The sequence below is a fragment of the Bradyrhizobium sp. HKCCYLRH3097 genome, from assembly GCF_051167875.1.
Taxonomy (GTDB): Bacteria; Pseudomonadota; Alphaproteobacteria; order Rhizobiales; family Xanthobacteraceae; genus Bradyrhizobium.
In genome coordinates, this window is the sequence record NZ_JBNPTX010000008.1 from 38303 (window position 1) to 64170 (window position 25868).

Annotated in this window: 26 protein-coding genes; 11 read left to right on the forward strand and 15 right to left on the reverse strand. The window is 66.0% G+C overall.

From position 1 onward, the window contains the following. Positions 1-78: 78 nt before the first annotated feature. A complete protein-coding gene (locus tag ACQR0U_RS20060) occupies positions 79-348 on the reverse strand; it encodes a winged helix-turn-helix transcriptional regulator (protein WP_315716709.1) in 270 nt (89 codons plus the stop codon). A gap of 142 nt (positions 349-490) precedes the next feature. On the opposite strand from ACQR0U_RS20060, the gene ACQR0U_RS20065 reads away from it, so the two are divergent. Beyond that, positions 491-1033, forward strand: coding sequence for a carboxymuconolactone decarboxylase family protein (locus tag ACQR0U_RS20065; RefSeq protein WP_315769287.1), 543 nt, complete (start codon positions 491-493; stop codon positions 1031-1033). 51 nt (positions 1034-1084) lie between these two features. Here ACQR0U_RS20065 and ACQR0U_RS20070 read toward each other — a convergent pair whose 3' ends face one another. Continuing rightward, positions 1085-2086, reverse strand: a complete 1002-nt coding sequence (locus tag ACQR0U_RS20070; RefSeq protein ID WP_315753666.1) for a KpsF/GutQ family sugar-phosphate isomerase — start codon at positions 2084-2086, stop codon at positions 1085-1087. Positions 2087-2256: 170 nt separating this feature from the next. Here ACQR0U_RS20070 and ACQR0U_RS20075 point away from each other — a divergent pair, with 170 nt between their 5' ends. Beyond that, the gene (locus tag ACQR0U_RS20075) at positions 2257-3975 is read left to right on the forward strand and encodes an outer membrane beta-barrel protein (RefSeq protein ID WP_316193590.1); all 1719 of its coding nucleotides are present in this window, start codon (positions 2257-2259) and stop codon (positions 3973-3975) included. A 138-nt stretch (positions 3976-4113) separates the two neighbouring features. Here ACQR0U_RS20075 and ACQR0U_RS20080 read toward each other — a convergent pair whose 3' ends face one another. The 3 genes from ACQR0U_RS20080 to hemH all read right to left on the reverse strand — a co-directional run bounded on the left by ACQR0U_RS20080 (position 4114) and on the right by hemH (position 6838). Next, positions 4114-4560, reverse strand: a complete 447-nt coding sequence (locus tag ACQR0U_RS20080; protein WP_434872224.1) for an NfeD family protein — start codon at positions 4558-4560, stop codon at positions 4114-4116. A 17-nt stretch (positions 4561-4577) separates the two neighbouring features. Continuing rightward, positions 4578-5582 carry an SPFH domain-containing protein gene (locus ACQR0U_RS20085; protein ID WP_315716547.1) on the reverse strand — a complete coding sequence of 335 codons (1005 nt, stop codon included), beginning with the start codon at positions 5580-5582 and terminating at the stop codon, positions 4578-4580. A gap of 203 nt (positions 5583-5785) precedes the next feature. Continuing rightward, positions 5786-6838 (reverse strand): ferrochelatase, encoded by a 1053-nt coding sequence (gene hemH, locus ACQR0U_RS20090; protein ID WP_434841649.1) that lies wholly within the window; start codon positions 6836-6838, stop codon positions 5786-5788. Positions 6839-6933: 95 nt separating this feature from the next. Here hemH and ACQR0U_RS20095 point away from each other — a divergent pair, with 95 nt between their 5' ends. Together ACQR0U_RS20095 and shc are read left to right on the forward strand one after the other, a co-directional pair. After that, on the forward strand, positions 6934-7341 hold the full coding sequence (locus ACQR0U_RS20095; RefSeq protein ID WP_315716545.1) for an MAPEG family protein: 408 nt from the start codon (positions 6934-6936) through the stop codon (positions 7339-7341). A 214-nt stretch (positions 7342-7555) separates the two neighbouring features. Next, positions 7556-9607 (forward strand): squalene--hopene cyclase, encoded by a 2052-nt coding sequence (gene shc, locus ACQR0U_RS20100; RefSeq protein ID WP_434843609.1) that lies wholly within the window; start codon positions 7556-7558, stop codon positions 9605-9607. Between the two features lie 141 nt (positions 9608-9748). On the opposite strand, the gene ACQR0U_RS20105 is transcribed toward shc, so the two are convergent. Genes ACQR0U_RS20105 through ACQR0U_RS20115 form a run of 3 tightly spaced genes read right to left on the reverse strand, consistent with a single transcriptional unit; the run spans position 9749 to position 13666 of the window. After that, on the reverse strand, positions 9749-10942 hold the full coding sequence (locus ACQR0U_RS20105; RefSeq protein WP_434843610.1) for a nickel/cobalt transporter: 1194 nt from the start codon (positions 10940-10942) through the stop codon (positions 9749-9751). Then, a complete protein-coding gene (locus ACQR0U_RS20110) occupies positions 10939-11574 on the reverse strand; it encodes a DUF1007 family protein (RefSeq protein ID WP_315825478.1) in 636 nt (211 codons plus the stop codon). Before ACQR0U_RS20110 ends, ACQR0U_RS20105 begins: the two co-directional genes overlap by 4 nt. Positions 11575-11584: 10 nt before the next feature. Beyond that, positions 11585-13666 carry a M3 family metallopeptidase gene (locus tag ACQR0U_RS20115; RefSeq protein ID WP_434843611.1) on the reverse strand — a complete coding sequence of 694 codons (2082 nt, stop codon included), beginning with the start codon at positions 13664-13666 and terminating at the stop codon, positions 11585-11587. A gap of 131 nt (positions 13667-13797) precedes the next feature. Between ACQR0U_RS20115 and ACQR0U_RS20120 the strand changes: the two genes are divergently transcribed. The 6 genes from ACQR0U_RS20120 to ACQR0U_RS20145 all read left to right on the forward strand — a co-directional run bounded on the left by ACQR0U_RS20120 (position 13798) and on the right by ACQR0U_RS20145 (position 18778). Then, complete coding sequence (locus ACQR0U_RS20120; protein ID WP_315716541.1) at positions 13798-14058, forward strand: hypothetical protein; 261 nt, start codon at positions 13798-13800, stop codon at positions 14056-14058. 674 nt (positions 14059-14732) lie between these two features. After that, a complete protein-coding gene (locus ACQR0U_RS20125) occupies positions 14733-15875 on the forward strand; it encodes a type III PLP-dependent enzyme (protein ID WP_315779184.1) in 1143 nt (380 codons plus the stop codon). A 179-nt stretch (positions 15876-16054) separates the two neighbouring features. Next, entirely contained in the window at positions 16055-16648 is a 594-nt protein-coding gene (locus tag ACQR0U_RS20130) for a GNAT family N-acetyltransferase (protein WP_316174994.1), read from the forward strand. Then, positions 16636-16794 (forward strand): hypothetical protein, encoded by a 159-nt coding sequence (locus ACQR0U_RS20135; RefSeq protein WP_434841645.1) that lies wholly within the window; start codon positions 16636-16638, stop codon positions 16792-16794. Before ACQR0U_RS20130 ends, ACQR0U_RS20135 begins: the two co-directional genes overlap by 13 nt. A gap of 96 nt (positions 16795-16890) precedes the next feature. Continuing rightward, positions 16891-17280, forward strand: a complete 390-nt coding sequence (locus ACQR0U_RS20140) for a RidA family protein (RefSeq protein ID WP_315716538.1) — start codon at positions 16891-16893, stop codon at positions 17278-17280. Between the two features lie 73 nt (positions 17281-17353). Further along, positions 17354-18778 (forward strand): homospermidine synthase, encoded by a 1425-nt coding sequence (locus ACQR0U_RS20145; RefSeq protein WP_315753686.1) that lies wholly within the window; start codon positions 17354-17356, stop codon positions 18776-18778. A 158-nt stretch (positions 18779-18936) separates the two neighbouring features. Here the strand turns inward: ACQR0U_RS20145 and ACQR0U_RS20150 are convergent, their stop codons facing one another. The 7 genes from ACQR0U_RS20150 to ACQR0U_RS20180 form a co-directional block, all read right to left on the reverse strand. Beyond that, a complete protein-coding gene (locus ACQR0U_RS20150; RefSeq protein WP_315716536.1) occupies positions 18937-19257 on the reverse strand; it encodes a hypothetical protein in 321 nt (106 codons plus the stop codon). 83 nt (positions 19258-19340) lie between these two features. Further along, positions 19341-20360, reverse strand: coding sequence for a WD40 repeat domain-containing protein (locus tag ACQR0U_RS20155; RefSeq protein WP_315716535.1), 1020 nt, complete (start codon positions 20358-20360; stop codon positions 19341-19343). Then, positions 20360-21400 carry a CobW family GTP-binding protein gene (locus tag ACQR0U_RS20160; protein WP_409997649.1) on the reverse strand — a complete coding sequence of 347 codons (1041 nt, stop codon included), beginning with the start codon at positions 21398-21400 and terminating at the stop codon, positions 20360-20362. The genes ACQR0U_RS20155 and ACQR0U_RS20160 overlap by 1 nt, the downstream gene beginning before the upstream one ends. Before the next feature lie 70 nt (positions 21401-21470). Continuing rightward, positions 21471-22346 carry a metal ABC transporter substrate-binding protein gene (locus ACQR0U_RS20165; RefSeq protein WP_315825453.1) on the reverse strand — a complete coding sequence of 292 codons (876 nt, stop codon included), beginning with the start codon at positions 22344-22346 and terminating at the stop codon, positions 21471-21473. Between the two features lie 11 nt (positions 22347-22357). Beyond that, entirely contained in the window at positions 22358-23230 is an 873-nt protein-coding gene (locus ACQR0U_RS20170) for a metal ABC transporter permease (RefSeq protein WP_409977973.1), read from the reverse strand. Next, positions 23227-23988 carry a metal ABC transporter ATP-binding protein gene (locus tag ACQR0U_RS20175; RefSeq protein WP_434872225.1) on the reverse strand — a complete coding sequence of 254 codons (762 nt, stop codon included), beginning with the start codon at positions 23986-23988 and terminating at the stop codon, positions 23227-23229. Before ACQR0U_RS20175 ends, ACQR0U_RS20170 begins: the two co-directional genes overlap by 4 nt. Beyond that, complete coding sequence (locus tag ACQR0U_RS20180) at positions 23988-24200, reverse strand: hypothetical protein (RefSeq protein ID WP_315753695.1); 213 nt, start codon at positions 24198-24200, stop codon at positions 23988-23990. The genes ACQR0U_RS20175 and ACQR0U_RS20180 overlap by 1 nt, the downstream gene beginning before the upstream one ends. A 272-nt stretch (positions 24201-24472) precedes the next feature. Between ACQR0U_RS20180 and ACQR0U_RS20185 the strand changes: the two genes are divergently transcribed. Then, positions 24473-25576, forward strand: coding sequence for a hypothetical protein (locus ACQR0U_RS20185; RefSeq protein WP_434872226.1), 1104 nt, complete (start codon positions 24473-24475; stop codon positions 25574-25576). Positions 25577-25868: the final 292 nt, after the last annotated feature.

A 25868-nucleotide genomic window follows, 5' to 3' on the forward strand; every position in this document is an offset into this window, starting at 1 on the left:
TCCCTGTCTCGGACGAGCCCATAGCACGACGCCGCCGTGCCCGGCCAGAACGGGACCGCGCACGTGCCCAAGCTCGGCTCATCCCGTCTGCCGGCTCCAGCGCTCGGCAAAGCGATGCAGCGGCAGGAAGGTCTCCAACAGCTCGCGCCCCAATGGCGTCAGCTCGTAGCCGCTGTCGCCCAGCACGATGAAGCCCGCCTCGCGCAGCTCGTCCAGCCGCGCCTGCAACACGGTCGGCGAGGCCTCGTCGCAGGCCGCGCGCAGCGCCCGGGAGGTCAGGGCGTCGTCGCGCAGCTCCCAGACGATGCGCAGGCACCAGCGCCGGCCCAACAGATCGAGCAGCGCCATGACCGGCCGGCCCGAGCGCGAGCCGCGCACCCGGCGCGGTTGAACGTCTTTCGGCACGAAAACTCTCCAACAGCTTGCCAAGCGCTACGGAAAGCGTAGCATGCTGCTACAGTAAATGTAGCACCGCACAGGAGGAACCGCCATGCCCCGGATCGCCCCGCTGCAGCCGCCCTACCCGGCCGACATCCAGGCGCAATTCGACCAGATCATGCGCGGGGCGCCGCCCTTGATGCTGTTCCGGGTGATGGCCGGCCATGCGCGCGCCTGGACCAAATTTCGCGGCGGCAGCCTGCTCGACCGCGGCCCGCTGTCCCTGCGTCAGCGCGAGATCGTCATCGATCGGACCTGCGCGCTGAATGCGTGCGAGTACGAATGGGGCGTGCACGTCCGCATCTTCGGCTCAGACGCCGGCCTGACGGCGCAACAGATCGACGCCACCGTGAATGCACCAGCCGACGCGGCGTGCTGGTCGGCCCCCGAACAGGCCCTGATCGCTGCGGTCGATGCCTTGCACCAACGGTCGACCTTGAGCGACGACGAATTCGCCCGCCTCCGCCTGCATCATGATGAGGATCAGGTGCTGGAAATCATCCTGCTGTGCGGCTTCTATCGCACCGTGTCGTATGTCGCGAACGCACTGCAGCTGCCGCTGGAGGCCGATGCGGCACGATTCAACGCAGGCTGACCGGTTTTCCCAAGCGCGCGGCAGCCGGGCGCCCGCAAACGACGCTTCGAGCTAGGCCACCCCGGCCCGCAACAGATCGTGCATGTGCAGGATGCCGACTGGCTTCAAGCCATCCGTCACGATGAGCGTCGTGATCTTGGCGGAGTTCAGGATCTCCAGCGCCTCGGAGGCCAGCGCCTCGCGGCGCACGGTGCGCGGGTTCGCGGTCATGATCTCGTCGACCGAGGCGGACAAGAGATCGGCGCGCATCTTCCGGCGGAGGTCGCCGTCGGTGATGATGCCGGCGACGTGACCACGAGCATCGACGATGACCACGCAGCCGAGCCCCTTGGCCGACATCTCGGCCAGCGCATCCGGCATTCCGGTGCCGAGCGGCTTCAGCGGCACCGCGTCGCCCGAGCGCATCAGGTCCGAGATGTGCTTGAGCATGGCGCCGAGCTTGCCGCCCGGATGGAAATTGGCGAACTCCAGCGCGGTGAAGCCGCGGCCTTCGAGCAGAGCGATCGCGAGCGCATCGCCGATCGCGGCCTGCATCAGGGTCGAGGTGGTCGGCGCCAGATTGTGCGGGCAGGCCTCGCGCGCCTTCGGCAGCTCCAGCACGATGCGCGCCGCCTGCCCCAGCGACGATTGCGCATTCGAGGTGACCGCGATCAGCGGGATGGCGAAGCGCTTGGTATAGTTGACCAGCGTCTTCATCTCCGGCTGCTCGCCGGACCAGGACAGCGCGATGACGACGTCGTCGGAGGTGATCATGCCGAGATCGCCATGGCCGGCCTCGGCGGAATGCACGAAGAACGCGGGCGTGCCGGTCGAGGCGAGCGTGGCGGCCATCTTGCGGGCGACGTGGCCGGACTTGCCGAGACCGGTGAGGATCGCCCGGCCCTTCGCCTCGCGGATCAGTTCGACGGCGGCGGCGAAGGCCGCTCCCAGAGGTCCCGACAGCGCCGCGGAGATCGCGGCAATGCCGTTGCTGCCGGCATCGAGCGTGCGCAGTGCCGACTGGATATCTGCGTTGGCGGGAGCGGTGTCGGGCAACGGCTTCGATCTCGGCATGCGGACTTCCAAGGCTGAACAGTCAGGCGCCGCTCTTTAGCATGGGTAAGGCAGCAAGGCGCCATCAACAGCCCATTAACCATATTTGTTTTTACTCCCTTAACGACGCGGTTTGCCGGGCGGCGCGGGTGTCCCGACGACGCAATTGATTTTGTTGGAGTATTTTCATCGTGGGGTGGAGGCCTGACAGCGGCCGCGCGAGGCGCGCGCGAAGGCGCGCGGTGTGGCGCGGCGCCTCCGCCGCATGCCTGCTGCTCGGCGCGCTCGGCCCCGATGCGGCCCACCCCCAGACCATCGACGTGTTCCGGCCGGTGCGCGACGGCTTCCTGGCTCCGCAGGACTCCCCGTTGCGGCGGACCGTGGTCAGCGGCCTGACCGATGCCGTCCCGACGCCAGGGCTGCCCGCGACGCCTGCGCCGACCAGCTCGGCCGCACGACGAAATCTGGTCCCCCTGCCCGGTGTACCCGCGGCCAGCGGCGCATCCGATGTCGGCTATGATTCGCTGAATCGCACGCGTAAGAAGCCGAGATACTATCCCGCCCAGGCGCGGCCCAAGCCGGCGCCGGGCCCCGGCACGCGGCCGTCCGGCGAGCTCACCGGCCAGTTGCGCCCGACCCTGCCGCCCTCGGCCTCCGCCAACCGGCAGCCGCTCCCGCCTGCCATGGCCGGCACCGTGCCCGGCCAGCCGCCGCGCAAGCGCCTCAGAATCGACGACGACCCGTTCGGCGCGGTCGGCGACTACGCCGGGCCGTTCCTGATCAAGGGCGCGGTGGAGCTCTCGGCCGGCTATGACAGCAACCCGGCCCGCCTCGCCAAGCCGCGCGGCATGCCGGCCTGGGTGATCGCGCCGGAATTCCTGGCGGTGTCGAACTGGGAGCGTCACGCCCTCGTCGCCGACCTCCGGGGCTCCTTCACCGGCTATGGCAGCACCCTGCCCGCGATCATGGATGGCGGCATCAACTCGGCACCGACCACGCTCGACCGCCCCGACTTCACCGGCCATGTCGACGGCCGCCTCGACGTCAGCCGCGACACCTCGGTCGGCGCCCAGCTCCGGCTGCGTGCCGCGACCGACAATCCCGGCAGTCCCAGCGTGCAGGCCGGATTGGCGCGCTATCCGGTCTACACCACGCTCGGCACCACCGTCGGCATCGACCAGCGCTTCAACCGGCTGCAGATTTCGGCGGGCGCCACCGCCGATCGCACCAGCTATCAGCAGAGCAAGCTGACCGACGGCACGATGACGTCGAACGACGACCGCAACTACAACCAGTTCGGCGGCATCGGCCGGGTGTCCTACGAGGTCATGCCCGGCCTGAAGCCGTTCGCCGAGATCCAGGGCGACAGCCGCGTGCACGACCAGCGGGTCGATCGTTCGGGCTATCAGCGCGACTCGTCGGGCGGCTACGCCAAGGCCGGCACCTCGTTCGAGTTCACCCGGCTCCTGACCGGCGAGGTCTCGATGGGCTATGCCACGCGCAGCTATGTCGACCCGCGGCTCAACCGGCTGCAGGGCTTCCTCACCACGGCCTCGCTGGTGTGGTCGGCGACGCCGCTGACCACCGCGCGGTTTCTCTCCGACACGCAGCTCGCAGAAACCACGGTGGCCGGCGCCTCCGGCGTGCTGGTACGCACCTACACGGTGCAGGTCGACCACGATTTCCGCCGCTGGCTGACCGGCATCGGCAAGTTCAGCTTCGGCACGCTCGACTATCAGGGCTACGGCCGCAGCGACCGCACCTATTCGGCCGAAGGCAACCTCGTCTACAAGATGTCGCGGAACGTCTGGGTCAAGGGCACGCTGCGCTACGACAAGCTGGATTCGAACATCACCGGCGCCGGTTCTTCCGGCACGGTGGTGATGCTCGGCGTGAGGCTGCAGAATTGAACCCAGCTCTCGCCCCGTCATTGCGAGGAGCGCAGCGACGAAGCAATCCAGGGTTTTGGAAACGACTCTGGATTGCTTCGCTGCGCTCGCAATGACGCGGTGGGGCTGTCGCTCAAAGCGGTCAACTCGCCCGCAGGACTACGCGGCGGCCACCGTGAGCTGCGCGCCGTTCGCCTGCACGATGCGGACGCGGCTGCCGGCCGGCGTGTCCGGGCCCGCCACGCGCCACACCGTGTCGTCGATACGCACGGTGCCGTTGCCACCGACGATCGGCTTCTCCAGGGTGAACTCGCGACCGACCAGGGCCGCCGAGCGGCGGTTGAGGAACGGATTGTCCTGCGACGGCGCCGCGCTCGCCCGCGCGAGGCGCCGCCACAGCGGCACGGCGGCGAGCGCGAACAGCGCGAACAGCAGGATCTGCAGTTGCCACCCCGGCGCAAACGCAAACGACAGCAGCCCGACCAGCAGCGCCGCGAGGCCCAGCCAGAACAGGAAGATGCCCGGCGCGAGCAGCTCCAACGCCATCAGGATGATGCCGAAGATCAGCCAGTTCCAGGTGCCGAGCGTCACGAACATGTCGCTCATCAGTGTCCTCCCCTGCGTCAAGCCTGCGGCGGCGTCGGCGGTTTCGGCGCCGTCCCCGCTGACGGCACCGAGCCGCCGCGGCGCGCGGCTGCCACGGCCGAAGCCGCGCTCTCGCCGAACGTCGCCTTGGCGATCTCGCCGATGCCGGCGAGCGAGGCCAGCATGCCCGTTGCCTCCAGCGGCAGCATGATCACCTTCTGGTTCGGCGAGTCGGCGAGCTGGCCGAACGCCTTGATGTACTTGTCGGCGATGAAGTAGTTGAGCGCGGCGACGTCGCCCTTGGAGATCGCGTCCGACACCATCTGCGTCGCCTTGGCCTCGGCCTCCGCGGCGCGCTCGCGCGCCTGGGCATCGAGAAAGGCCGATTCGCGGCGGCCCTCGGCCTGCAGGATCTGGCTCTGCTTGGCGCCTTCCGCGCGCAGGATCTCCGACTGCCGCTGGCCCTCGGCCTGCAGGATGTCGGCGCGCTTGACGCGCTCGGCCTTCATCTGCCGGCCCATCGCCTCGACCAGATCGGCTGGCGGCACGATGTCCTTGATCTCGATGCGGTTGACCTTGAGGCCCCATGGCGACACCGCGGCGTCGACGACGCGCAGCAGCCGCTCGTTGATCTCGTCGCGATGCGACAGCACCTGGTCGAGATCCATCGCGCCCATCACCGAGCGGATGTTGGTCATGGTCAGCGTGACGATCGCCTGGTTGAGGTTCGACACCTCGTAGCTCGCCTTGGCGGCGTCGAATACCTGGTAGAAGGCGACGCCGTCGACCGTCACGGTGGCGTTGTCCTTGGTGATGACCTCCTGCTCGGGGATGTCGATCACCTGCTCCATCATGTTGATCTTGCGCCCGATGCGATCGAAGAAGGGCACGATGATGTTGAGGCCCGGCGACAAGGTGCGGGTGTATTTGCCGAACCGTTCGACGGTCCAGTCGAACCCCTGTGGCACGGTCTTCACGCCGGAATACAGCGTGAAGATGACCAGCAGCACCAGCGCTATGGCGAAAATGTCGAAACCGCTCATGGATCCTCCTAGGGAGGAGACGATCGTCCCCTCACCAGCCTCTGCAGCCATCACAATCTAGGGATTACTGCATGATTTGGTCGGGGGTCCGCTAGGCGCGGTTCAGGAAAGTATTTTCGACGGGCGGACGGCCGTCCGCCTTGCGCCGGCGGGCGGGTCACCTAGCGGGCCGGCAATACCGCCGACGGCTCAGAGCCAGCCGTTTACAACCAGCCCTGCAGCTCGCGCAGCACGAGCTGCCGCAGCACCTCCATGCCGGGCGCGCTGTCGTTCAGGCACGGCACGGCGGAGAACTCCTCGCCGCCATTGTGTTTGAAGATCTCGCAATTCTCGCCGGAGATCTCCTCCAGCGTCTCCAGGCAGTCGGCGGCAAAGCCCGGCATCACCACGGCGATGCGCTTGACGCCGTCCTTGGCGAGCTTCTCGATGGTCTTGTCGGTATAGGGCTGCAGCCACTCCGAGAAGCCGAAGCGCGACTGGAAAGTCAGCAGCAGCTTGGTGTCGTCCATGCCGAGCCGCTTGCGCAGGAGCTCGGTGGTGGCGACGCACTGCTCGCGATAGGGATCGCCCTTGTCGACATATTCCTTGGGCATGCCGTGGAACGAGGCCACGATCAGCTCGGGCTTATACGCCAGCGTCTTCAGATGATCCTCGATCGAGACCGCCAGCGCCTCGATGTAGAAGTCGTCGGTGTAATAAGGCGGCGTCACCCGCAGCGTCGGCTGCGCGCGCAGCTCGGTCAGCACGCGGAACGCCTCGTCGCACACGGTCGCCGAGGTCGCGGCTGAATATTGCGGATAGAGCGGCACCACGAGGATGCGGTCGCAGCCCTGGGCCATGAGACCATCGACGCCAGCCTTGATCGACGGATTGCCGTAGCGCATCGCCCAGTCGACGATGACGTGGCTGCGATCGGCCAGGCTCGCGGCCAGCTTCTCGCTCTGCGCGCGGGTGATCGTCTTCAGTGGCGATTCGTTCTTCTCGGTGTTCCAGATCGACTGGTAGTCTTTCGCCTTCTTGCGCGGCCGGACATTGAGGATGATCCCGTTGAGGATGATCTTCCACAACAGGCCCTGGTCCTCGATGACACGGCGGTCGGACAGGAACTCCTTCAGATACACCCGCACGCCGGCGGCGTCGGCCGTATCCGGCGTCCCGAGATTGACCAGCAGCACGCCGACGCGGGACGTGCTCGCGGCCGGCAACGGCCTGACGTCGACAGGCCTGGCATTGTCCAGAGAGATGGCGGCGGTCATGATGCCCGTGACTGCTGAAGGGCGTGGCTTGGCGGCTTGTTTCGACATTGTCAAGATAAGGGCCATTTCACTGTTGTCATCGGGCTGGAGGAGCCATGACGATTGCCGAATTGTGCATTTTCGCCAGCGTAATGCTCTATCTCTTAACGATCGTGCCGGCGAAATGGATCAGCGTCGACGGTGGCGGGCGCTATGACAACGCCCGGCCGCGAGATCCCGCCTTCTACGCCGGCGGCATCCGCGAGCGGGCGCTGGGCGCCCATCAGAACGGCATCGAGGCGTTCCCGTTCTTTGCCGCGGCGGTGCTGCTGGCCGAGTTCCGCGGCGCGCCGCAGAACCTGATCAACGAGCTGTCGGTGCTGTTCGTGATCGTGCGCACCGCCTATGTGCTGACCTACGTGGGCAACCGGCCGTCGCTGCGCTCGATCCTGTGGGCGATCGGGTTCCTGATCACCGTCGCGATCTTCTTCCTGCCGCTGCTGCGCCAATACCTGCCGGTTTGAGTGGGCCCAGTTTCCGGGCGTGAGAAGCGTCACATCTCCATGCCCATCCGGATGCTAACCAAAACGGCCATGCGGCCTCCGTCTGTACGCCATTCGTTTCTCCTTTGATCCGGTCTGCTGCGGCCAGTTGATTGGATTTGACGGCGAAATTCCCTATAGGGCGGAGTGAATTGGACTGCCGCAGCGGCACTGTGAGGCCGCCAGAGGGATCGTGATGACTTTGACCAGCTCGGCCCCCGCGCGCGCGCCGCGCGACCCGGGAAATTACCAGACCGCCCTGCAATCGACGGTGCGGGCGGCCGCGGACTGGCTGATCGCCAACCAGAAGCCCGACGGTCATTGGGTCGGCCGCGCCGAATCCAACGCCTGCATGGAGGCGCAATGGTGCCTGGCGCTGTGGTTCATGGGGCTCGAGGAGCATCCGCTGCGCAAGCGCCTGGGCCAGTCGCTGCTCGACAGCCAGCGCCCGGACGGCGCCTGGCAGGTCTATTTCGGCGCCCCCAATGGCGACATCAACGCGACCGTCGAGGCCTATGCCGCGCTGCGCTCGCTCGGCTTCCGCGACGACGAGCCGCCGGTGCGCCGCGCCCGCGAATGGATCGAAGCCAAGGGGGGCCTGCGCAACATTCGCGTGTTCACGCGCTATTGGCTGGCGCTGATCGGCGAATGGCCGTGGGAGAAGACCCCCAACATCCCGCCCGAGGTGATCTGGTTTCCGCTCTGGTTTCCGTTCTCGATCTACAATTTTGCGCAATGGGCACGCGCAACCCTGATGCCGATCGCGGTGCTGTCGGCGCGGCGGCCGAGCCGGCCGCTGCCGCCCGAGAACCGGCTGGACGCGCTGTTTCCACATGGGCGCAACGCGTTCGATTATGACCTGCCGGTCAAGGCCAATGCCGGCGGCTGGGACAGGTTCTTCCGCGGCGCCGACAAGGTGCTGCATGCCCTGCAGAACCTCGGCAACAAGCTCAATCTCGGCCTGTTCCGCCCGGCGGCGACCAGCCGCGTGCTGGAATGGATGATCCGCCACCAGGATTTCGACGGCGCCTGGGGCGGCATCCAGCCGCCCTGGATCTACGGCCTGATGGCGCTCTACGCCGAGGGCTATCCGCTCAATCATCCCGTTCTCGCCAAGGGCCTCGATGCCCTGAACGATCCCGGCTGGCGAGTCGATGTCGGCGACGCCACCTACATCCAGGCGACCAACAGTCCAGTGTGGGACACGATCCTGACGCTGCTCGCCTTCGACGATGCCGGCGTGCTCGGCGATTACCCCGAGGCCGTCGACAAGGCGGTCGACTGGGTGCTCGACCGCCAGGTCCGCGTGCCCGGCGACTGGTCGATGAAGCTGCCGCACGTCAAGCCCGGCGGCTGGGCGTTCGAATACGCCAACAACTATTATCCCGACACGGACGACACCGCCGTGGCGCTGATCGCGCTGGCCCCGCTGCGCCGTGATCCGAAGTGGCAGGCCAAGGGCATCGACGAGGCGATTCAGCTCGGCGTCGACTGGCTGATCGGCATGCAGAGCGAGGGCGGCGGCTGGGGCGCGTTCGACAAGGACAACAACCAGAAGATCCTGACCAGGATCCCGTTCTGCGACTACGGCGAGGCGCTCGATCCGCCGTCGGTCGACGTCACCGCCCACATCGTCGAGGCGTTCGGCAAGCTCGGCATCTCGCGCAATCATCCCGCCATGGTGCGCGCGCTCGACTACATCCGACGGGAGCAGGAGCCGAGCGGCCCGTGGTTCGGCCGCTGGGGCGTCAACTACGTCTACGGCACCGGCGCGGTGCTGCCGGCGCTGGCCGCGATCGGCGAGGACATGACGCAACCCTATATCGGCCGCGCCTGCGACTGGCTCGTCGCGCATCAGCAGCCGGACGGCGGCTGGGGCGAGAGCTGCGCCTCCTACATGGATGTCAGCGCGGTCGGCCGCGGCACCACCACGGCGTCACAGACGGCGTGGGCGCTGATGGCCCTGCTCGCCGCCAACCGGCCGCAGGACAAGGAGGCGATCGAGCGCGGCTGCATGTGGCTGGTCGAGCGCCAGTCGGCCGGCACCTGGGACGAGCCCGAATTCACCGGCACCGGCTTCCCCGGCTATGGCGTCGGCCAGACCATCAAGCTGACCGATCCCTCTTTGCAGGAGCGGCTGATGCAGGGCCCGGAGCTGTCCCGCGCCTTCATGCTCCGCTACGGCATGTACCGCCACTACTTCCCGCTGATGGCCTTGGGCCGCGCGCTGCGGCCGCAGGGGCACTAACAACTCATCGCCTCCGCGCGTGCCCGTGAATGCGCCCTCCCGCCTTGTGGGAGAGGGCATGTAGGACAGCGCGCTGCAGGGACTGGCCGCGGCATCGGGGTAAACATAGGGGACGGAAGCGAACAGCTCAGCCGCGCCCGCTCAGAAGCACGTCGTGCGTTCCGCCGCGATGTAGCCCAGCAACAAGCCCGCGCCGAACAGCAGCACCAGACCGGCGGCGCCGAATTCCAGGCCGCGCATGATCAGGGCGCCGCCGCCCTCGCGCCCGGCGCTGAGCCGGCGCGCGACGTCCTTGGCGGCGACGGCGAGCACCGCGATGGTCGCGACCGTCACGGCGGTGCCGAGCCCCATCACGAAGGTCGCGGCGACGCCGGCCCAGAACATGCCCTGGGCCAAGGCGAACACCAGCACCAGGATCGCGCCCGAGCACGGGCGGATGCCGGCGGCGAAGATCGCCTGAAAGCCGCGCTGCCAGCCGCCGGGACCGGCGAGTTCGCTCGGCGCGGGCCCGTGGGAATGGCCGCAACCGCAATCATCGCCGTGAACGTGATCGTGGTGGACGTGATCGTGAGCGGCGAAACCATGCGCCGCCGCAGCATGGGCGTGCGCATGATCGTGGTGATGATGATCGTGGCCGTGGTGGTCGTGACCATGATGGTCATGACCGTGATGATCATGATGAGGCGCGCGATGCTGGTGATCATGCGCATGGCTATGATCATGGGTCGACGGCTCCACCGCGGCCGCGGGCGCACCGGCCAGCGCCAATGCCGGCGCCGCCGGCTGCCAAGTGCGCAGGAACGCCGCGCCCTTGACCCAGACCAGGCGCGCGCCGAGCAGCGCGATCAGCCCGTAGCTCGCGATCTCCACCACCTTCTCGGCGCTGCACATCGTGGCCGCGGTGGCATTGAGCAGCACGGCGCCGATGCCGACGATGACGACCGCGACCAGCGCCTGCATCAGGCCCGAGGCGAACGACAGCACGATACCGCGCTTCGCCGTCTCCTGGTTGGCGACGAGATAGGACGCGATCACCGCCTTGCCGTGGCCGGGGCCCGCAGCATGAAAGATGCCGTAGGAGAACGAGATCGCCAGCAGCCACCACACCGCCGAGCCATCTTGCTTGGCCGAGCGGATCGCCCCCGACATCTGCCGGTAGAACTCCGACTGCTTGGTGAGCAGCCAGCCGACGATGCCGCCGACCTGCGGCTCGGCCGGCGCGCCGAACGGCGATTTGGCGAGCAGCACATGCGAGGCGGCGTCGGCGGCAACGAGCACAGCGACGATCGCGGCGCAGGTAAGGAGCGGTCGGGCAGAGCTGGGGCGAGGTGTCATGGACATTCCACTGAGATCTTGTTGGCGAAATTCATTCCGAAATTGGCGTTCGCCCCGCCGCTCAGGAATGTCTGTTCGTTCATGGTCTGCGCGACGGAGCCGCCGTCGCTCGGTCTCACCAGGCCGAACTTGCAGCCCGAGGGAGCGCTGACCAGCGTGACGGGATCCTTCTCCGCCATCTGGAAATCGATGAAATAGCTGGGATCGTAGACCTCGACCTGGAGCTGCTTCGGCTTCACCGGCGCCTTCAGCGGCAGGGTGAAGTGCAGGGTCAGCTTGGTGTCCTTGTATTCGAGGTAATAGTCGACGGGGTCCTCGAGCTTCTGCTTGCGCCCGTCGGCCTTGAGGAAGGTGAAGTAGGCATATTCCTTCAGCGACTCGGCGTTGGTCTGCGCCAGCGGCGCCAGCTCCTCGCGGGTGTAGACGCCCTTCTGCTTGGTCTCGAGGCCCTGCAGCGCATAGGTCGCGAACATGTCGTCGAAGGTCCAGGCGTGCCGCACGCCGGTCACCGAGCCATCGGCCGCATAGAGCAGCTGGCTGGTCGCGGTGACCCAGACATGCGGATGGGCGCTCGCCGCGCTCGCGCCGAGCACGAGCGTCAGCGCAGCGAGGACGAACCGGACCAGCGCCATCCCCTTCATCTCAAGCCGCCTTGGCAACGTCGAGCAGGCCGCGCCGGCGCAGCAGCGCGTCGGGCTCGGGCTCGCGGCCGCGGAAGGCGATGTAGGCCGCTTCCGGATCGAGCGAGCCGCCGGAGGCGTAGACATTGTCGTGGAGCCGCTTGGCGACCGCCGGATCGAAGATGTTGCCGGCTTCCTCGAAGGCACCGAAGGCATCCGCATCCATCACCTCCGACCACATGTAGCTGTAATAGCCCGCCGCATAATGGTCTCCCGAGAAGATATGGCCGAATTGAGTCGGCCGGTGGCGCAGCGCGATCTCGGGCGGCATGCCGATCTTCTCCATCTCGGCCTTTTCGAAAGCGCGAACATCCTTGGAGGCCGCCGCCGGCTGGGTGTGGAACTCGAGGTCGATCAGCGCCGAGGAGACGAACTCGACGGTGGCAAAGCCCTGGTTGAAGCGGCGCGCGGCCAGGAAGCGGTCGAGCAGGTCCTGCGGCAGCGGCTCGCCCGTCTGGTAGTGGCGCGCGAAGGTTTGCAGCACCTCGGGACGCTCCTGCCAGTGCTCGTAGAGCTGCGACGGCAGCTCGACGAAGTCGGTGAACACCGCAGTGCCCGACAGCGACGGATAGGTCACGTTGGACAGGATGCCGTGCAGGCCGTGGCCGAACTCGTGGAACAGCGTGCGGGCATCGTCCGGCGACAGCAGCGACGGCTGGCCGTCGGCCCCCTTGGCGAAGTTGCAGACGTTGATGATCAAGGGCGCGGTGTCGCCGTCGAGCTTCTGTTGGTCGCGCAGCGAGGTCATCCAGGCGCCGGAGCGCTTCGACGAGCGGGCAAAGTAGTCGCCATAGAACAGCGCCTTGTGGCGGCCTCCCGCGTCCTTGATCTCCCAGACCCGGACGTCCGGATGCCAGACCGGGATGTCCTTGCGCTCGGCGAAGGTGATGCCGAACAGCCGCGTGGCGCAGTCGAAGGCGGCTGCGATCATGTTGTCGAGCGAAAGATACGGCTTGATCGCGGCGTCGTCGAAATTCGCCTTCGCCTGGCGCAGCTTCTCGGCGAAATAGCGCCAGTCCCAGGCCGCGAGCTTGAAGTTGCCGCCCTCCGCCGTGATCATCTCCTGCAGTTGATCGCGGTCGGCCAGCGCCTTGGCGCGGGCGGGCTTCCAGACGCGCTCCAGCAGCCCGCGCACGGCTTCTGGCGTCTTCGCCATGGAGTCCTCGAGGCGATAGGCGGCGAAGTTGGGAAAGCCCATGATCTTGGCGGCCTGCTCGCGCAAGGACAGGATCTCGCCAATGACGGCGTTGTTGTCGTTGGCGTTGCCATTGTCGCCGCGCGCGGTGAAGGCCTTGAACACCTTCTCGCGCAGGTCGCGGCGGGCTGAGCTCTGCAGGAACGGCTCGACCGAGGAGCGCGACAGGGTCACGATCGCCTTTCCGGGCATGCCACGCTCTTCCGCCGCAGCCTTGGCGGCAGCCACGAAGCTCTCGGACAGGCCGGCACGGTCGTCCTCGCCGAGCTCGAGATACCAGTCCTGCTCGTCGCCGAGCACGTGGTGGCTGAAGGTGGTGCCGAGCTGGGCGAGCTTCTCGTTGATCTCGGCCATCCGTACCTTGTCGTCATCGGACAGGCCGGCGCCGGCACGGCGGAAGCGGGTGTAGGTACGCTCCAGGAGCCGCTGCTCCTCACCGGTGAGCTTGAGGTCCTTGCGGTTGTCGTAGAGCAGTGCGATGCGGCCAAACAGCACGGCATTCATCATGATAGGGTTCCAATGACGCGCCATCCGCAGCGACACGTCCTTGTCGATCTCCAGAATCGCCGGGTTCGAATGCGCCGACACCAAGTCGTAGAACACCGCCGCGACCTTCGACAGCAGCTTGCCCGAGCGCTCCAGCGCCGTGATCGTGTTGGCGAAGTCCGGCTCGGCCGGATCATGGGAAATCGCGGTGATTTCGGCGGCGTGATCGGCGAAGGCGCGCTCGAAGGCCGGCAGGAAGTGCTCGGGCCTGATCGCGTCGAACGGCGGTGTCTGGTGCGGGGTCTCCCAGGCCACGAGCAGCGGATTGGTCTGGGCGTCGATCACAGCTGTGGTGTCTGACATCGGCTGGGGTCCGTCCTCTCCCGGAATATCGATGCCCCCTCATATCATGGAGCTGGTCCTTTTTGGGTCATTTCCCCTTGAAGGGCCGGGCCTTTTCGGAGAGATTGCGGCCCGCAACAGGACCCTGGACCATGAACGCAGAGACCACTTCCAAAGCCGGCCGACAGATCGCCTGGCCGACCGTGATCACCGTCATCTCGGCGGCGATCCTGATCGGCGCCGAAGTGTTCGGCGCTGCCTTCGCCGGCGGCTGGGCGCTCGCGATTCTGTTCGGGCTCGGCGATGGCGGCGCACACATCGTTCAGGCCGTGCTGTTCGCGATCGGCGTGTTCGTGATGATCGGCTTCATCCGCGGCGCGCAGCGCATCGAGCCGTTCACCAGGCGCGCGTGAGACGCGCGAAAACACTGTCCTGCAAGCGCGAACGCGTTACGAAAGTTTAAGCTCGCTTAACGTTCGTTCACACACCGGCGCCGCTCACTGTGTCGCGCAAGCACAGATGAGGGAAATCTTTCCCGGCGCCGAAAAATGCCTTGCGAACGAAATTCAAAACGCATATTTCCGGTTCTGCCCAATTTCGCACGTGCCTGTGGTCGTGTGTCAGTCGGTAGGTATCCGGACAAGAGGCCGGACAGCCGCCAAGGGATGAAGAACCGAGGGGCCCTCGGATCGTTGCGATCAAGATCACCATGATCGAGATCGTGATACTCCAGAGCCCAGCATCTCTCTCAAGAGATGCCGCTGAAGGTCAGCTCATCTTTTGCAACCGTGACTGGCAGCCGGAGGCGAACCGGCGCACCCCGCTCTCAACGGGGGACGCGACTTAAAGCAACGACGGATCGGGCTTTTTTGGTCTCTACCGGCAGTCCAAAGCCGGCGCGGGCTACTGAAAAGGCTTGTCCTTCATTGCCAGGTGTGCGGGCGGGAAATTCCCAACCAATCCACGGCAGCACAATTCGGCTACGGGTTCGAGGTTTTGTCGCCTTTCCATCGGGCGGCAACGCCAAGGCACCCGTGTCGGGATCATTTTGAACGGGTCTCGTCGCTGGGACCGTTTGGAGGGTGCTATGACCGAACGTATCCGGGAATTCCTGCGCAACCGCCGCGAGGAAGGTCTGGACCACGAGCCCTGTCTCGTCGTCGACCTCGAGATCGTGCGCGACAACTACATGAGCTTCGCTCGGGCGCTGCCGGACAGCCGCGTGTTCTACGCGGTCAAGGCCAACCCGGCGCCGGAAGTGCTGTCGCTGCTCGCCTCGCTCGGCTCGTCGTTCGACACGGCGACCGTCGCCGAGATCGAGATGGCGCTGGCCGCCGGTGCGACGCCGGACCGCATCTCCTATGGCAACACGATCAAGAAGGAGCGGGACATCGCGCGCGCTTATGCGCTCGGCATCCGCCTGTTCGCGGTCGACTGCGCCGCCGAGGTCGAGAAGATCGCGCGCGCAGCGCCGGGCGCGAAGGTGTTCTGCCGCATCCTGTACGATTGCGCCGGCGCCGAGTGGCCGCTGTCGCGCAAGTTCGGCTGTGATCCGGAGATGGCGGTCGACGTGCTGGACCTGGCCAAGCGGCTGGGCCTGGAGCCCTGCGGCATCTCGTTCCATGTCGGCTCGCAGCAGCGCAAGGTGAAGGCGTGGGACCGCGCGCTGGCGATGGCCTCGACGGTGTTCCGCGACTGCGCCGAGCGCGGCATCAACCTGACCATGGTGAACATGGGCGGGGGCTTCCCGACCAAGTACCTGAAGGACGTGCCGCCGGTCGTGCAGTACGGCCGCTCGATCTTCCGTGCGCTGCGCAAGCATTTCGGCAACCAGATCCCGGAGACGATCATCGAGCCGGGCCGCGGCATGGTCGGCAACGCCGGGATCATCGAGTCGGAAGTGGTGCTGATCTCGAAGAAGAGCGACGAGGACGAACTGCGCTGGGTCTATCTCGACATCGGCAAGTTCGGCGGCCTCGCCGAGACGATGGACGAATCGATCCGCTACGCCATCCGCACCCCGCATGAGGGCGCGGAGATGACCCCGTGCGTGCTCGCCGGCCCGACCTGCGATTCGGCCGACGTGATGTACGAGAAGTTGCCGTATCCGCTGCCGGTGACGCTCTCGATCGGCGACAAGGTGCTGATCGAGGGGACCGGGGCCTATACGTCGACCTACGCGTCGGTGGCCTTCAACGGCATCCCCCCGCTGAAGACCTATCACATCTGACCTGGCTGCCCTCGCCACCCGAGCGCGGGTGAGACGGGCAAGAGCCTCGGGTGGGGCTTTCCCCACCCCAACCCTCCCCCGCAAGCGGGGGAGGGAGCGATAGACCGTCACCTTCAACCTGACATCACGTGTTTGCGCGCGGGCGAAGGCTTGCCGCGCAGGCCGGGGACTGACGTGCCATGACCGCTTTTCGCATCCCTTCGACTGCGCCCTCTCGGACTGCCGCTCCGTTCGTGATCCGCAGCGAACGGGCCTCCGACGTCGCGGCGCGCGAGACGCTGCTCGACCTGTGCTTTGGCGAGAATCGCCATGAGCGCACCTGCCAGCGCCTACGCGACGGACGCGCGCCCGCCGCGGGCCTCGCTTTGTCGGCGGTGCGCGGCGGCGCGCTGGTGGGAACGCTGCGGTTGTGGCACGTCAGCGCCGGCGGACGCGACGCGCTGATGCTGGGGCCGCTGGCGGTCGCGGCCGAGGCGCGCAGCCTCGGCGTTGGCGCTGCGCTGATGAATGCCGCGCTGATGATCGCGGCGTCGCGCGGCCATGGCGCGGTGATCCTGCTCGGCGATGCGCCCTATTACGCCCGCTTCGGCTTCTCGGTCGCGCAGACCGCCGAGCTGGAGCTGCCCGGCGCGTTCGCGCGCGAGCGCCTGCTCGGGCTCGAGCTGGTCGAAGGCGCGCTGGACGGCGCGTCGGGCATGATCGTCGCGACCGGCGCTGCCGAACGCAAGGCCCGCCGCTCGCGTCGCGAGCGGCCGCTGCGATGCGCAGCGTGAAGGCCAGGGCGACGGCGCCGCAGCGGCGGACACTGCTGCCGACGCTCCTGCTGATCCTGCTCGGGATCATGATCGTCCGCGACATCGTGGTCAGGCGCTGGTCCAGCACGCCGCCCGCCGGACCTGACGTCACCCGCCCGCGTTAGGCATGCCGGCAGGCCGCGTCCTGCCCGCCCCGCCAGGGGTTGCGCAGGTGCAGCAAAAGCTCTTTAACCCCCGAAAATCCCCCCACGAGGTCCGCCATGTCCCGCCGCCTGATCTCTACCGGATCACCGTTCGAGAAGACCGCCGGCTACAGCCGCGCCGTCATCGATGGCGACTTCGCCTTCGTCGCCGGCACCACCGGCTATGACTACACCACCATGACGATGCCGGCCGATGTCACGAGCCAGTCACGCAACTGCTTCAAGACCATCGCCGCTGCCCTGCAGGAGGGCGGCTTCGAGATGGCCGATATCGTCCGCGCGACCTACTACCTCACCGACGTCAACGACGCCGATGCCCATTTTGCGGTCTGCGGCGAAGTCCTCGGCGACATCCGCCCCGCCGCAACGCTGCTGGTCGTCGCGGCGCTGCTCAAGCCGGAGATGAAGGTGGAAATCGAAGTCACCGCCAAGCGCCGCAGCCGCTAACGCGGCGCGGCATCCGAGGGCGGCGCGCCGCCTGAATCCATCCATCCCACGCACCTTTCGCGGAGAACCATTCATGAGCTCGCAGATCCACGCGAAGATCACCGGCCCCATCGTGATGATCGGCTTCGGCTCGATCGGCAAGGGCACCCTGCCCCTGATCGAACGCCATTTCGACTACGACAAGAGCCGCTTCGTCATCATCGATCCGCATGACGACGGCGCGCTGGCGAAGAAGCATGGCGTCCGCTTCATCCAGCAGGGCGTGACCCGCGACAATTACCGCGAGCTGCTGGTGCCGTTGCTGACCGCGAGCGGCGGCCAGGGCTTCTGCGTGAACCTGTCGGTCGACACCTCCTCGGTCGACCTCATGACGATGTGCCGCGAGATCGGCGCGCTCTACATCGACACCGTCGTCGAGCCGTGGGCCGGCTTCTATTTCGACAAGCAGATGGGGGTCGAGCAGCGCTCCAACTACGCGCTGCGCGAGACGCTGCTCGCCGCCCGCCGCAAGAGCCCCGGCGGCACCACCGCCGTCTCGACCTGCGGCGCCAATCCCGGCATGGTGTCCTGGTTCGTCAAGCAGGCGCTGCTCGACATCGCCAAGGACACCAAGACCGAGATCGTCGAGCCGAAGAGCCGCGAGGGCTGGGCGCAGCTGATGCAGAAGCTCGGCGTCAAGGGCGTCCACATCGCGGAGCGTGACACGCAGCGCTCCAGGAATCCGAAGCCGATGGACGTGTTCGTCAACACCTGGTCGGTCGAGGGCTTCGTCTCCGAGGGCATGCAGCCGGCCGAGCTCGGCTGGGGCACGCACGAGACATGGATGCCGGAGAACGGCCGCCGCCACAGCGAAGGCTGCGGTGCCGCGATCTATCTGCTGCAGCCGGGCGCCAATACCCGCGTGCGCTCGTGGTGTCCGACGCCGGGCGCGCAATACGGCTTCCTGGTGACCCACAATGAGTCGATCTCGATCGCCGACTACTACACCGTGCGCGACGGCGACAAGGTGGTGTACCGCCCGACCTGCCACTACGCCTATCACCCGGCCAATGACGCGGTGCTGTCGCTACACGAGATCTTCGGCGCCACCGGCAAGATGCAGGGGAAGTGGCACATCCTCGACGAGAACGAGATCGTCGACGGCATCGACGAACTCGGCGTGCTGCTCTACGGCCACGGCAAGAACGCCTATTGGTACGGCTCGCAGCTCTCGATCGAGGAGACCCGCCGCATCGCGCCGTACCAGAACGCGACCGGCATGCAGGTGTCGTCCGCCGTGCTCGCCGGCATGGTGTGGGCGCTGGAAAACCCGACCGCCGGCATCGTCGAGGCCGACGAGATGGACTTCCGCCGCTGCCTCGAGATCCAGTCGCCCTATCTCGGCCCGGTGAAGGGCTACTACACGGATTGGACCCCGCTGAACGACCGCCCGGGGCTTTTCCCGGAGGATATCGACACGTCCGATCCGTGGCAGTTCCGCAACATCCTGGTGCGGTGACTGGCTGGGCCGCACTCTCTCCTCCGTCATGGCCGGGCTTGACCTGGCCATCCACGAAGCCGCGCAGTTGAACGACGTGGATGCCCGGGGCAAGCCCGGGCATGACGACGTGGAAGCAGCACGCGAACTCTCTCGCGCTCTGCCGTTGCTACAGCGAGCTACTTCCGCTCCATCGTCGGCGCGATCTTCTCGGCCGGGGCCGGCGGCAGCGCCGGCTTGGCGCCTTCCTTTTGAGCTTCCACGTCAGGGCGCGCGGGCTCTGGCGCCGGCGTCGTCGGGCGCGTGCCGCCGGGCTTGGACTCGGCCGGGGTCGCTGACGGTTCAGGCGAGGCCGAGGGCGTCGCCTGCGCAACCTGGTCGAGGTGATTGGCCTTGATCTCGGTCAGCGAGACCACGGCCACGAGCACGCCGAGGACGAACAGGCCCGCCGCCAGCAGCATGTCCCGGCGCAACGTCTGTTTACTGTTGATCGAGGCCATGGCTTGTCATCCGCATCCTATGTGTGCGGAACAACGGTCACGCGCCTGCGAGGTTCCATCGGGGTCTACGCCCCAGTGCCTCATCAGAGCCGCAGCAGCCCGGCCTCGCCGCTTTCATCGGAGAAAGCGAGCCACGTTCCCGCGGCATTCCAGCCCAGCGCCACGATCGGCGGCGTCTCGTTCCGCCGCACCAGGATCTCGGCGCCGTCCTGCATCCGCACCATCAGCACGGTGCCGTCCTCGTAGCCGCAGGCCAGGATGTCCTGCTTGGGATGGCAGGCGACCGCGGTGACCTTGGCCTTCATCGGCGCCAGCATCGCCGGCTCCTTGCCCATCGGGCCGTCCTTGCCGACGAACGGCCAGAGGATGACCATGTCGGCACCCGAGGTCGCCAGGAAACGGCCGCCGCTGCCCCAGGACATCGACTTCACCCGCGAGGGGTAGCCGGTCATCCGCATGTGCCTGCTATCAGCGAGCCGCCAGCCATGCAGCGCCGGCTCGTGCATCGCGGTGACCAGGAACTTGTTGTCCGGGCTGAAGGTGACGGCGTGATGCGAGCCGGCCCAGCCTAAAAATTCCGGCTCGCCCGCCATGTTGGGAAACCACAAGGTGGCGCCGTTGTAGTGCGCGATCGCGAGCCGCAGGCCCTTCGGCGCGAACGCAAGTCCGCCCGCAGTCGACGGCACCTCGAGCGACTTCTCCTCGCCCTTGGGCTGACGCACGAACGCGGTCTTGCCCACCGACCAGGCGATCGCACCATCCGGATGAAGGGCGACGTTGTCGATCCAGCGCCGCTTCGGATCGGTCACGAGCACGCTGACGCTGCCCGCCTTGTCGAGCGACGAGACCTTGCCGTCATCGCCGCCGATCAGGATGCGCGATCCGTCCGACACCGCCGACAGGATGCCGCCGCCGGTGACATCCACCTTGCTGATCTCGCCGTCGCCGTCGACGACAGCGACACTCTCCTCGGTGCCGACGAAGGCGGCGCGATCGCCGAGATAGTGCACGGCCGTGACGGCCATGCCGAGCGAGACCGGCTTCACCTTGTCGGTGACGGAGACGATCGATGCGGCCTCGCCGCCCTGGTCGAACGACGTCATCAGGTCACGATGCAGCGTTCGAAGCCTTCGCGGATGGCGTCTTCCGGCAGCTCGCGGCCGATGAAGACGACGCGGCTCTGGCGCGCCTCGTCGGGCTTCCACTTCCGCTGATGATCGCCTTCGAGCATCATGTGCACGCCCTGGAAGACGTAGCGGTCGTCATCGTCCTGAAACGACAGGATGCCCTTGGAGCGCAGGATCTTGCCGCCCTCGGTCTGCACCAGGTTCTGCAGCCACGGCATGAATTTCGACGGATCGAGCGGCTTGTCGGAGCGCAGCGACAGCGACTGCATCTCCTCGTCGTGATAGTGCTTCAGGCCGTGATCGTGATGATGATGGTGATCATGGCCGTGGTCGTGATCATGGTGGTGATGATCGTGATCGTCGCCCGCTTCGAGGAATTGCGGCTCGATCTCCAGAATGCGGTCGAGATCGAACGCGCCGCGCTCCAGCACATCCGAGATCGCGATCTGGCAGCGCTCGGTGCGATGCAGCTTTGCGTAGGGGTTGATGGCGCGGATGCGCGCCTCGACCTCGGCGAGCTCCGGCTTGGTGACGAGGTCTGTCTTGTTGAGCACGATGACGTCGGCAAACGCGATCTGGTTCTTCGCCTCGGGCGCATCCTTGAGCCGGTCCGAGAGCCACTTCGCGTCGGCCACCGTCACGACCGCGTCGAGCCGCGCGTTCTTCTGCACGTCCTCGTCGACGAAGAAGGTCTGCGCCACCGGCGCCGGATCGGCGAGCCCCGTGGTCTCGACGATGATCGCGTCGAACTTGCCCTTGCGGCGCATCAGGCCGGAGATGATGCGCACGAGATCGCCGCGCACGGTGCAGCAGATGCAGCCATTGTTCATCTCGAACACTTCCTCATCGGCGCCGACGATGAGGTCGTTGTCGATGCCGATCTCGCCGAATTCGTTGACGATGACGGCGTACTTCTTGCCGTGGTCTTCCGAGAGGATGCGGTTCAGAAGCGTGGTCTTGCCGGCCCCGAGATAGCCGGTCAGGACCGTCACTGGTGTCTTGCTCGCGTCGGACATGCTCACTCCGAAAACCTCAGATCGCGTCGAAAATGGCTCAAAAGCGCACTACCGCGAGGGCTCGAGAACCCTAACGGACCAGCGCGCTCGTCAGGGCCCTTATATTGTGCCTGACCATGGCAATGTAAGTGGGAACGGGGCCCTTTTCCTCGCTCAGGGCATCGGAATACAGCGTGCCGCCGATCTTCGCGCCGGTCTCGGCGGCGATCCGGCCGACCAGCCGGTCGTCGTTGAAATTCTCCAGGAAGACGGCCGGAATCCCCGCTTTTTTCACTTGGCGGATGATCTCGGCGACGTCGCGGGCCGACGGCTCGGTCTCGGTGGAGACGCCGAGCGGGGCGATGAACTGGACGCCATAGGCATCGGCGAAATAACCGAAGGCGTCATGGGTCGAGATCACCTTGCGCCGCTCGGCCGGGATCTTGTCGATCTCGGCGCGGACCTCGCGGTCGAGTGCATCGAGCTCGCCGAGATAGCGTTCCGCATTGGCCTTGAAGACCTCCGCGTCTGCGGGGGCGGCCGCGACCAGCGCATCGCGGATGTTCTTGACATAGACCTTGGCATTGCCGACCGACTGCCAGGCATGCGGATCGGCATCCGAGCCGCGCTTGCGTGGGGTGATGCCCTGAGTGGCGACGACGATCGGCGCCTTGCTGCCGGAGGCCTGCTGCAGCCGCGGCAGCCAGCCCTCCAGCCCGAGGCCGTTGACGATCAGGAGCTGCGCGGCGCCGACATCCTTCGCATCATGCGGCGTCGGCGTGTAGACGTGCACGTCGCTGTCCGGCCCGACCAGCGAGGCGACATTGACCTTGTCGCCGCCGACCTGGCGGACGAAGTCAGCGAGGATCGAGAAGCTGGTGACGACGTTCAGCCGGGTCTCGGCCGATGCGGGGACGATCAGAACAAGGCCAAACAGCAGGCTCAGCGCGGACAACAGGCGTTTCATGGGCATCGACTTCAGGCTTCGAGGTGGCGTCCCGGAAACAGTTGCGGAAGCACGCCGCCCACGCGTCCGAACAGCACCGAGGCGAGATAGAGCAAGGACGCGACCAGGATGATCGCAGGCCCCGAGGGAATGCGGGTCTGGAACGACAGCACCAGCCCGACATAGCCGGAGACGATCGCAGAGGCGACCGCGATGCAGATCATCGGCGTGACGTCGCGCGACCAGAACCGGGCGATCCCCGCCGGCAGGATCATCAGGCCGACCGCAAGCAAGGTGCCGAGCGCCTGGAAGCCGTTGACGAGGTTGACGACGATCAGGGCGAGGAAGATCAGATGCGCCGGCGCACCGGCGCGGCTCACGGTGCGCAGGAACAAGGGATCGACGCTCTCGACGACCAGCGGGCGGTAGATCACGGCGAGCACGACGAGCGTGATGGTGGCGTTGGTCGCGACCATCAGCAAGGTCGGGTCGTCCATCGCCAGGATGTTGCCGAACAGCACGTGCAAGAGATCGACGTTGGTGCCCTTGACCGAGACGATGGTGACGCCGATCGCCAGTGACGCCAGATAGAAGGTCGCGAGCGACGCGTCCTCCTTCAACCCGGTCGAGCGCGAGACGAGGCCCGATAGCAGCGCCACGGCAAAGCCGGCGATCAGGCCGCCGGTCGTCATCGCAAACAAATTGAGACCCGACAGCAGGAAACCGATCGCCGCGCCGGGAAGGATCGCATGTGCCATGGCGTCGCCGACCAGGCTCATGCGCCTGAGCATCAGGAAGACGCCGATCGGTCCGGAGCCGAGCGACAGTGCGATGACCGCGGCGAGCGCGCGGCGCATGAACTCGAAATCCGAGAACGGAGCGAACAGCACCTCGCGCAGCATCATGCCGCCTTGGAGGCTTGCGCGGGCACGCAGGGCGCGGCGGCATCGTCGAACGCCTCGCACATCCGACGCGCCTGCGACAGGTTATCGGCGGTCAGCACCTCCGCCGTCGGTCCCCAGGCCACGGCCTCGCGCGCCAGCAGCAGGGTCTGCGGGAAATGCGCGCGCACCATGTCCATGTCGTGCAGCGCCGCGAGCACGGTGCGCCGCTCGCCATGCCAGTGCTCGATCAGTTGCAACAGGTCGGCCGAGGTCTTCGTGTCCATCGCATTGAACGGCTCGTCGAGCACGATCACGCGGGCATCCTGCAGCAGCACGCGCGCGAACAGCATGCGCTGCATCTGGCCGCCCGAGAGCGTGCCGATGCCGCGACCCTCGAAGCCGGTGAGGCCGACGGCCGCGATCGCCTGCGCGATCTTCTCGCGCGCGGCCGCGCCGATGCCGCCGAACATGCCGGTGCTGCGCCACAGTCCGGTGCTGACGAAATCGAACACCGAGATCGGGAAGGAGCGGTCGATATCGGCGATCTGCGGCAGATAGGCGATTTCGCGCGGCTTCAGGCCGGCCGCGGCGATGGTGCCGGCGAGCGGCTTCAACAGGCCGACGATGCCGCGAAACAGCGTCGACTTGCCGGCGCCGTTGGGGCCGACCACGGCAAGCAGCGCCCCCGTCGCGACCTCACCGGTAAGGTGATGCACGGCGGGGTGGCGGTCGTAGCCCAGAGTCACGTCGCGGAATTGCAGCTGGACCATGACCGTCATCACCGCATCGCCAGCCAGACGATCAGCCAGAGCACCGCGCTCGCCGCGAGCGCCGCGCCGAGCCGCGTCGTCACCGGCATGCGCAGGATCGACCACGGCGCCGGCTGCGCCGGATGCGGCGCCGCGGGACCGTGGCTGTGGGCATGACCGTGACCATGGCTGTGCCCGTGCGCATGCGAATGGCCGTGGCTATCGAGGGCAGACTGCGTCATTTCGTCATGATGTTACATTATAACATCACGCATGTCCACTGCGTGCGGGCGGTGTTTCTGAGGGCCGGAGGTCTTCGCCCCACCCGTCATTGCGAGCGACGCGAAGCGGCATTCGGGAGCAAACTCACCAAAACAGCAATGTATATCGTTTGCGCAACGACTTTGCCTAATCACATAGATTCTGCAACTCTCTCCTTGTTGGAAAGCGGGAATCAGCGTAGATTGCTCTCCGAAACGTAAAATCTGTTCGCCGCTGCGCCTCAGGGATTCTATTGACTGATCTGCCCAAAAACCCCCTGCCGGATATTTCCAAAACGCTTGATGAGATCGAGCGTCGGCGGGCGCATGCGCTTGAGCAGATGAAGCGGTTTGCGGCCGAAGCGGAGGAGATGGAGCGCGATAAGGCCCAGTTGCAAGAATTCGCAGCCAAGTTGGCCATAAAATATGGTATTTCGGTCCAGATTAGCGGCGGTTTGGCGAAAACTCGCCCTATTGGCAGCGAACGGCGAATGTTGCGGCTGAGCGATCTTGTTAAGTTGTACCGCGAAGACGAAAAGTCTCCATACCACGGGCTCAGGCACAATTCTCGGGAAAGCTACAACGCCATTCTAGGGCTAATTGAGCGAGAGTACGGCACGCAACATATTGCCGGCCTCAGCTCCGCTGTTTTGCACGAGTGGTACGAGAAATGGAAGGCTGGCAACAAGGCTGCCATGGCGCGCGCCAAAATGGTGATGCTTCGTAGCCTTTTCAATCTTGGTTTTGCGACTCTTGCAGACGACGATTGCGCACGCCTTTTTGGCATCGTGAGCAGCATGGCAATTGAGGTACCAAAAGCTCGCACCGAGCAGCTCACGCGTGAACAGGCTAATCTGATCAGGCTCAAGGCGCATGAGAAAGAGCGGGCATCGATCGCCTTGGCTCAAGCGTTCCAGATGGACTGTGATTTCCTCCAGAAAGACGTCATCGGCGAATGGCTTCCGGTCTCAGAGCCGGGAATCTCCGATGTTATTTCTAAAGGTCTGAAGTGGGTACGTGGCATCCGCTGGGAAGAGATCAGCGAGAATCTGATTTTGGAGCACCCGCCGAGCGGCAAGGGCAAAATAGATCTGAAGAAGGCTCCCATGGTCATGGAGGAGCTTGAGCGGGTACGGACGAAAAATGGCGGCAAGCTACCCACCAATGGTCCCATCGTAGTTTCTGAGTGGGATGATTTGCCTTGGACGGCGCCTGAGTTTCGGCGCTGGTGGCGCATTGTGGCGGACGCCTGCGGCATTCCGAAGACCGTACGCAGTGCAGACAGTCGGGCTAGGTCCGTCAACGGAAAGAATGAAGGCAAGATGAAATCTCCCGACAAGAGCGAAAGTCTCCTTTGATCTAGCTCAAACGAAAACCGGGGCCATGAGGCCCCGGTAGATCAGTTCTCTAACGCAGCAAGTGTGGCAGCGGTCCGTCAACCGCTCGAAAGGTAGGTGGAACATGACAACATGACGCTATCGTGTGCCAAAGAAGCTGTTGGTCACGTTGGCGCGTGACCGACAGTTTCCAAGGAAGGGCCGGGTCTGGAGACGCTCGCCGGATTTCCACCTGTGCAAGCTCGGGTCCGATCCCCGACCGGTCCACCACCATCTTCTAGCCAAATCTCGGATTCCCGTCTACCTCGTCGCG

What these genes read in the sequence shown, in the direction of transcription:
- ACQR0U_RS20150 (WP_315716536.1), bottom strand. Translation starts at nt 19,257, where the DNA reads ATGGCCTCGATCAACAGTAAACAGACGTTGCGCCGGGACATGCTGCTG.
- ACQR0U_RS20060 (WP_315716709.1), bottom strand. Translation starts at nt 348, where the DNA reads ATGGCGCTGCTCGATCTGTTGGGCCGGCGCTGGTGCCTGCGCATCGTC.
- ACQR0U_RS20125 (WP_315779184.1), top strand. Translation starts at nt 14,733, where the DNA reads ATGACCGAACGTATCCGGGAATTCCTGCGCAACCGCCGCGAGGAAGGT.
- ACQR0U_RS20120 (WP_315716541.1), top strand. Translation starts at nt 13,798, where the DNA reads ATGAACGCAGAGACCACTTCCAAAGCCGGCCGACAGATCGCCTGGCCG.
- ACQR0U_RS20155 (WP_315716535.1), bottom strand. Translation starts at nt 20,360, where the DNA reads ATGACGTCGTTCGACCAGGGCGGCGAGGCCGCATCGATCGTCTCCGTC.
- ACQR0U_RS20115 (WP_434843611.1), bottom strand. Translation starts at nt 13,666, where the DNA reads ATGTCAGACACCACAGCTGTGATCGACGCCCAGACCAATCCGCTGCTC.
- ACQR0U_RS20065 (WP_315769287.1), top strand. Translation starts at nt 491, where the DNA reads ATGCCCCGGATCGCCCCGCTGCAGCCGCCCTACCCGGCCGACATCCAG.
- ACQR0U_RS20165 (WP_315825453.1), bottom strand. Translation starts at nt 22,346, where the DNA reads ATGAAACGCCTGTTGTCCGCGCTGAGCCTGCTGTTTGGCCTTGTTCTG.
- ACQR0U_RS20130 (WP_316174994.1), top strand. Translation starts at nt 16,055, where the DNA reads ATGACCGCTTTTCGCATCCCTTCGACTGCGCCCTCTCGGACTGCCGCT.
- shc (WP_434843609.1), top strand. Translation starts at nt 7,556, where the DNA reads ATGACTTTGACCAGCTCGGCCCCCGCGCGCGCGCCGCGCGACCCGGGA.
- ACQR0U_RS20170 (WP_409977973.1), bottom strand. Translation starts at nt 23,230, where the DNA reads ATGATGCTGCGCGAGGTGCTGTTCGCTCCGTTCTCGGATTTCGAGTTC.
- ACQR0U_RS20180 (WP_315753695.1), bottom strand. Translation starts at nt 24,200, where the DNA reads ATGACGCAGTCTGCCCTCGATAGCCACGGCCATTCGCATGCGCACGGG.
- ACQR0U_RS20110 (WP_315825478.1), bottom strand. Translation starts at nt 11,574, where the DNA reads ATGGCGCTGGTCCGGTTCGTCCTCGCTGCGCTGACGCTCGTGCTCGGC.
- ACQR0U_RS20135 (WP_434841645.1), top strand. Translation starts at nt 16,636, where the DNA reads ATGCGCAGCGTGAAGGCCAGGGCGACGGCGCCGCAGCGGCGGACACTG.
- ACQR0U_RS20140 (WP_315716538.1), top strand. Translation starts at nt 16,891, where the DNA reads ATGTCCCGCCGCCTGATCTCTACCGGATCACCGTTCGAGAAGACCGCC.
- ACQR0U_RS20070 (WP_315753666.1), bottom strand. Translation starts at nt 2,086, where the DNA reads ATGCCGAGATCGAAGCCGTTGCCCGACACCGCTCCCGCCAACGCAGAT.
- ACQR0U_RS20085 (WP_315716547.1), bottom strand. Translation starts at nt 5,582, where the DNA reads ATGAGCGGTTTCGACATTTTCGCCATAGCGCTGGTGCTGCTGGTCATC.
- ACQR0U_RS20145 (WP_315753686.1), top strand. Translation starts at nt 17,354, where the DNA reads ATGAGCTCGCAGATCCACGCGAAGATCACCGGCCCCATCGTGATGATC.
- hemH (WP_434841649.1), bottom strand. Translation starts at nt 6,838, where the DNA reads ATGACCGCCGCCATCTCTCTGGACAATGCCAGGCCTGTCGACGTCAGG.
- ACQR0U_RS20175 (WP_434872225.1), bottom strand. Translation starts at nt 23,988, where the DNA reads ATGACGGTCATGGTCCAGCTGCAATTCCGCGACGTGACTCTGGGCTAC.
- ACQR0U_RS20095 (WP_315716545.1), top strand. Translation starts at nt 6,934, where the DNA reads ATGACGATTGCCGAATTGTGCATTTTCGCCAGCGTAATGCTCTATCTC.
- ACQR0U_RS20105 (WP_434843610.1), bottom strand. Translation starts at nt 10,942, where the DNA reads ATGACACCTCGCCCCAGCTCTGCCCGACCGCTCCTTACCTGCGCCGCG.
- ACQR0U_RS20160 (WP_409997649.1), bottom strand. Translation starts at nt 21,400, where the DNA reads ATGTCCGACGCGAGCAAGACACCAGTGACGGTCCTGACCGGCTATCTC.
- ACQR0U_RS20080 (WP_434872224.1), bottom strand. Translation starts at nt 4,560, where the DNA reads ATGAGCGACATGTTCGTGACGCTCGGCACCTGGAACTGGCTGATCTTC.